Source organism: Methylobacterium variabile (genome assembly GCF_001043975.1).
Lineage (GTDB): Bacteria > Pseudomonadota > Alphaproteobacteria > Rhizobiales > Beijerinckiaceae > Methylobacterium > Methylobacterium variabile.
The window spans coordinates 1-4,764 of the sequence record NZ_LABY01000313.1 but is presented as its reverse complement, the minus strand read 5'-3'; the positions used below and the strand labels follow the sequence as shown (position 1 = coordinate 4,764).

The following is a 4,764-nucleotide window of genomic DNA, read 5'->3' as shown; positions in this document are numbered from 1 at the left end:
CCGGCCTGCGCCCGGCGCAGGGGCGAGTGGGCGTTCGGCGAGCCGAGCCGCGCCGCCACCCCGAGGCCGAGCCCCGCATGGCCCTGCGGGTCGAGGTCGACCACCAGCACCCGGTAGCCCCGGGCGCCGAGCTCGGCCGCAAGGTTGACCGCGGAGGTCGTCTTGCCGGTGCCGCCCTTGCAGTTGGCGATGGAGAGCACCCGCGCCGTCATCGCGCCCCCCAGCGCGGTGGATTCTGTCTCATCGCCGCAGGCTGACTTAAGGGAGAGCGGAGCGTCAACCGTGATCGGCAGGGTTGTTCACACGACCGTCACGAATCTTCGCCGGTGCGCTTCCGGCGCGCCGCGTCCCACCACTCCAGGCGCTCGGCGATGCGGCGCTCGAAGCCGCGGTCGGTCGGCGCGTAGAAGCGCTGCCTCCCTAGGCGCTCGGGCCAGTAATCCTGGCCCGAGAAGGCGTCGGGCTCGTCGTGGTCGTAGCGGTAGCCCTCGCCGTAGCCGAGCTTGCGCATCAGCTTGGTCGGCGCGTTGAGGATGGTGCGGGGCGGCGGCAGCGAGCCGTGCTCCTTGGCAGTCCGGGTCGCCGCCTTGTAGGCGGTGTAGAGGGCGTTCGACTTCGGCGCGGTGGCGAGGTAGACGGCGGCCTGAGCCAGGGCCAGCTCGCCCTCCGGCGAGCCGAGGAAATCGAAGGCCTCCTTGGCGGCGTTCGCCACCGCGAGGGCCTGCGGGTCGGCGAGGCCGACATCCTCCACCGCTGCCCGCACCAGCCGGCGGGCGATGAACAGCCGGTCCTCGCCGGCATCGAGCATCCGGCAGAGGTAGTACAGGGCGGCGTCGGGATCGGAGCCGCGGATCGTCTTGTGGAGCGCGCTGATGAGATTGTAGTGGCCTTCCTGCGCCTTGTCGTAGACGGGGGCCCGGCGCTGGATCAGTTCCTGCAGCAGGGCCGCGTCGAGGGTCTCGTCCGGCCCGATCGAGCGCCAGACCTCCTCGGCCAGCGTCAGGGCCGCCCGCCCGTCGCCGTCGGCCATCCGCACCAGCACCGCGCGGGCCTCCGCGTCGAGGGGCAGCGCCCGCCCGGTCACCGCCTCGGCACGGTCGAGGAGCTTTGCGACCGCCGCCTCGTCGAGGGCGCGAAAGACCAGCACCCGGGCGCGGGAGAGGAGCGCGGCATTCAGCTCGAAGGACGGGTTCTCGGTGGTGGCGCCGACGAGGGTCACGGTACCGTCCTCGACCACCGGCAGGAAGGCGTCGAGCTGGGCCCGGTTGAAGCGGTGGATCTCGTCGACGAAGAGCAGCGTGCCCCGTCCCGCCGCCCTCCGGGCCCGGGCCGCCTCGAACACCTTTCGCAGTTCGGCGACGCCGGAGAAGATCGCCGAGATCTGCTCGAAATGCAGGTCGGTCTCGCCGGCGAGGAGCCGCGCCACCGTGGTCTTGCCGGTGCCTGGCGGTCCCCACAGGATCAGCGAGCCGAGGTTGCGCCCGCGCAGAAGCCTGGTGAGCGCGCCCCCCTCCCCGGTCAGGTGCTCCTGCCCGACCACCTCCGCGAGGCTCGTCGGCCGCAAGGTGTCGGCCAGTGGGCGCGGGGCGTCGCGGTCGAGGCCGGCGGAGGCGAACAGGTCGGACATTCCCGCATCAACACCTGCCAGGGCGGGGGCCGCAAGAGGGCGGCCGGCGCCGCCCACCGTCCCTCGCATGCGCGCTCGCGCCGGCGGCGCGCGGCGGCCGGGTGATCTCCCCCGGCGGACCTGCTACCCTGGCGGCGCCCGCCGTCGGCGTGCTTGCCCAGACCCGGTGCTTCAGCCTAGCAAGCAGCATGCGATTCAACTTCAACGTCGTCGGCCCGGCGAGCTTCAGCCTCTGGATCGCGCCCGACGACATGCGCCGGACGCCGCGCGTCCGGGTGATCATGGACCGGACGCAGGAGGCCGTGCTGGAGGCCTGGGTCCCCTATCCGCAGCTCAAGGAGGTCGGCTGGCACGCGCACGGCACCTGCGGCTTCACGCTGAACGGCGCGAGCTGCCCGGGCCTCGACCAGGCCGAGCGCTACGACATCTACGACGCCGATACCAACATCCTGCTCTATCGCCACCGCGCCAGCGCCGCGTACCGACCGTCCCGGGTGCTCGCGCTCGACTACACGATCAACCAGGACAACTACGTCCGCGACATGCTCTTCGCCGAGTTCGCGATGGCGTATTTCGGTATCCACGACATCCATTTCGACCTTCTGCGCTGCATCATCGACATCAAGTACACCGATTCGCTGCTGCTGCACGGCAGCCTGCTGCTCAAGCGCTACGAGGACGTGGTCCTCACCGGCGACTACGTGAAGACGATCCTGGTCGTCGATCCCTACGTGGAACTCGCCAAGCGCATCCTGTGGCTGCGCCGGATGGCCGAGATCGGCAAGGACCCGGCCCAGGCGTGGCGCGTCGACCACCTGCAGGGCCCCTGCGCCTTCGCGGCCGGCCTCGACCTCGGCAGCCTCTCGGCCCTGCGCAAGGGCTTCGACCGCATCGACCTCGCGACCTACAACTGGCTCGAGAACCCGCTGACCCGCGACCTCTCCTGCACCCATCCCGGGGAGACGATGAAGCCGGGGCACTGGACGCTGGCCATCGAGGCGCTGTCGCGCTTCCACGTCATCGGCCATCAGCATTTCTGGAGCGCCTACACGGCGATGCTGGCCGACGTGCTCGGCCTCCAGGGACCGACCCTGCCCGAGCGCCGGGTGCCCGAGCCGGTGCTGGAACTCGCCGAGACCCTGAGCCGGGTGAAGAGCGCGATCGGCCTCGTCGAGATGGACATCAACCTCAGCGACAAGGTCTACACCATCATCGAGAAGCAGTGGGACAAGGCCTGAGCGCTGTCTCGCCGGGGGCCCGAGCAGACCGGGCGCTGCTGTTTTCGCGTCCCCAGGGCATCTCCGGGGCTCGCCGGAGGCGCGAACCCGGGATCCGGGCGCGCGGGTCGTGCCAGGCGAAGCGGAGCGCTGCCGTTCTCTTCCTGAAATCCCGGCGGATCCGACGTCCGGGCACCGCTGCGCGGCCCCGGCATCGCGCCGGGGAACGGCGTTCCTGTTCGTTCGAGACCGGCTCCGCTCAGGGCCGGCGATACACCCACACCCGCGCCGGCGGCAGGTTGAGCCAGACCTTGTTCGAGCGGCTCGCAGTGTAGGTCGTGGACTTGGCCGGGATCGGCGGCACCACCGCGTAGGTGAACTGGATGAACGGCGCGTCCGGGTGCATCAGGTCGTGCGCCGAGGACAGCAGGTCGAGGCGCTGCTCCAGGGGCTTGGTGAACAGCGGCAGGCTCGAGATCGTGGCGCTGGCCGGCTCGGTCACCACGTCCGCGAGGGCGGCCCTGATGTTGTAGGCGTCGCCTTGCAGCACCGTGGCCTTCGGGAAGCGCCGGCGCAGCAGCTTGCAGAAATCCGGGTTGTACTCGACCAGGATGAGGCGCTCCGGGGCGACGCCGCGGCGCACGAGCGCGTCGGTCACCGGGCCGGTGCCCGGCCCGAGCTCGATCACCGGACCGGTGAGGCGCGGATCGACGTAGGAGGCCATGGTGCGGGCGAGCATCCGGCCCGACGGCGTCACGGCGCCGGTGACCAGGGGCCGCTCGAACCACGAGCGCAGGAACCGCGCCTCGTCCTCCAGAATGTCGCGCTTCTGGGGCTGCGGATGAGGCAGCGAGCTCGAGACCGCGACGGCTTTGGCCCTGGATCGGTGAGGCAAAGGCAAGACCGAAGACCCTTGAACACGCGAAAGGTTGACTGGCGAACGGCTGTCGTTCAAAGGCGCGCCGCCGTCAAGCCTGACGCACCCGCACGAGACCCGCGAACCACGCAATCCCACCGCGCGGAAGAACGCGCGAGGGCTGCACCGGTTCGCGGCTTTTGTCGGGTCGGGCGCCGCCCGAACCGCCGCATCGGAGGTCAGGCGCGGCCGGAGCCGCTCAGGCCGTCGAAGAACTCCTTCACCCGGGAGAAGAAGCCGGCGCTCTCCGGGTGGTTGTCGGCCTGGGTACCGTGGGTGTCGAACTCCTGCAGGAGCTCGCGCTGGCGCTTCGTGAGGTTCTGCGGGGTCTCGACGAAGACCTGGATGTAGAGGTCGCCGACGTCGCGCGAGCGCAGCACCGGCATGCCCTTGCCCTTGAGGCGGAACTGCTTGTTGGTCTGGGTGCCGGCCGGGACCCGGACCGAGGTGTGCGAGCCGTCGATCACCGGCACGGTGATCTCGCCCGAGAGCGCCGCCGTCACCATCGAGATCGGCACGCGGCAGAACAGGTCGGCGCCGTCGCGCTGGAAGAACGGGTGCGGCTTGATCGACAGGAAGATGTAGAGGTCGCCCGCCGGCCCCCCGCGCAGGCCCGACTCGCCCTCGCCGGCGAGCCGGATGCGCAGGCCGTCGTCGACGCCCGCCGGCACGTTGATCGAGAGCGTCCGCTCCCGGGTGACGCGGCCCGCGCCCGAGCAGGCCGGGCACGGATCCTCGATGATCTCGCCGCGGCCCTGGCAGTTCGGGCAGGTGCGCTCGATGGCGAAGAACCCTTGCGCCGCCCGCACCCGTCCGTAGCCGGCGCAGGTCGGGCAGGTCTTGGGCTTCGAGCCGGCCTTGGCGCCCGAGCCGGCGCAGACCTCGCAGGTGACCGAGGTCGGCATCCGGATCGTCTCGGTCTTGCCGGTGAAGGCCTCCTCGAGGGTGATCTCGAGGTTGTAGCGCAGGTCGGCGCCGCGCTCGCGCCCGCCGCCTGGGCGCCC

The 4,764-nt window shown here is 71.0% G+C and carries 5 protein-coding genes; 1 reads left to right on the top strand and 4 read right to left on the bottom strand.

What is annotated here, in order from left to right; genetic code table 11:
- Together VQ02_RS31985 and VQ02_RS31980 are read right to left on the bottom strand one after the other, a co-directional pair.
- The coding region (locus tag VQ02_RS31985) for a ParA family protein (RefSeq protein WP_048448302.1) at nucleotides 1-212 on the bottom strand (212 nt) is incomplete at its 3' end.
- A gap of 98 nt (nucleotides 213-310) precedes the next feature.
- Complete coding sequence (locus tag VQ02_RS31980; RefSeq protein ID WP_048448301.1) at nucleotides 311-1,627, bottom strand: replication-associated recombination protein A; 1,317 nt, start codon at nucleotides 1,625-1,627, stop codon at nucleotides 311-313.
- 188 nt (nucleotides 1,628-1,815) lie between these two features.
- Here VQ02_RS31980 and VQ02_RS31975 point away from each other — a divergent pair, with 188 nt between their 5' ends.
- Nucleotides 1,816-2,865, top strand: coding sequence for a hypothetical protein (locus VQ02_RS31975; RefSeq protein WP_048448300.1), 1,050 nt, complete (start codon nucleotides 1,816-1,818; stop codon nucleotides 2,863-2,865).
- Nucleotides 2,866-3,103: 238 nt separating this feature from the next.
- Here VQ02_RS31975 and VQ02_RS31970 read toward each other — a convergent pair whose 3' ends face one another.
- Entirely contained in the window at nucleotides 3,104-3,745 is a 642-nt protein-coding gene (locus VQ02_RS31970) for a class I SAM-dependent methyltransferase (RefSeq protein WP_048448299.1), read from the bottom strand.
- A 194-nt stretch (nucleotides 3,746-3,939) separates the two neighbouring features.
- A partial coding sequence (locus VQ02_RS31965) for a molecular chaperone DnaJ (RefSeq protein ID WP_048448298.1) occupies nucleotides 3,940-4,764 on the bottom strand: 825 nt, incomplete at its 5' end.

Excerpts from the sequence above, each read along its gene's own strand:
- VQ02_RS31975 (WP_048448300.1), top strand. The coding sequence starts at position 1,816 with ATGCGATTCAACTTCAACGTCGTCGGCCCGGCGAGCTTCAGCCTCTGG.
- VQ02_RS31980 (WP_048448301.1), bottom strand. The coding sequence starts at position 1,627 with ATGTCCGACCTGTTCGCCTCCGCCGGCCTCGACCGCGACGCCCCGCGC.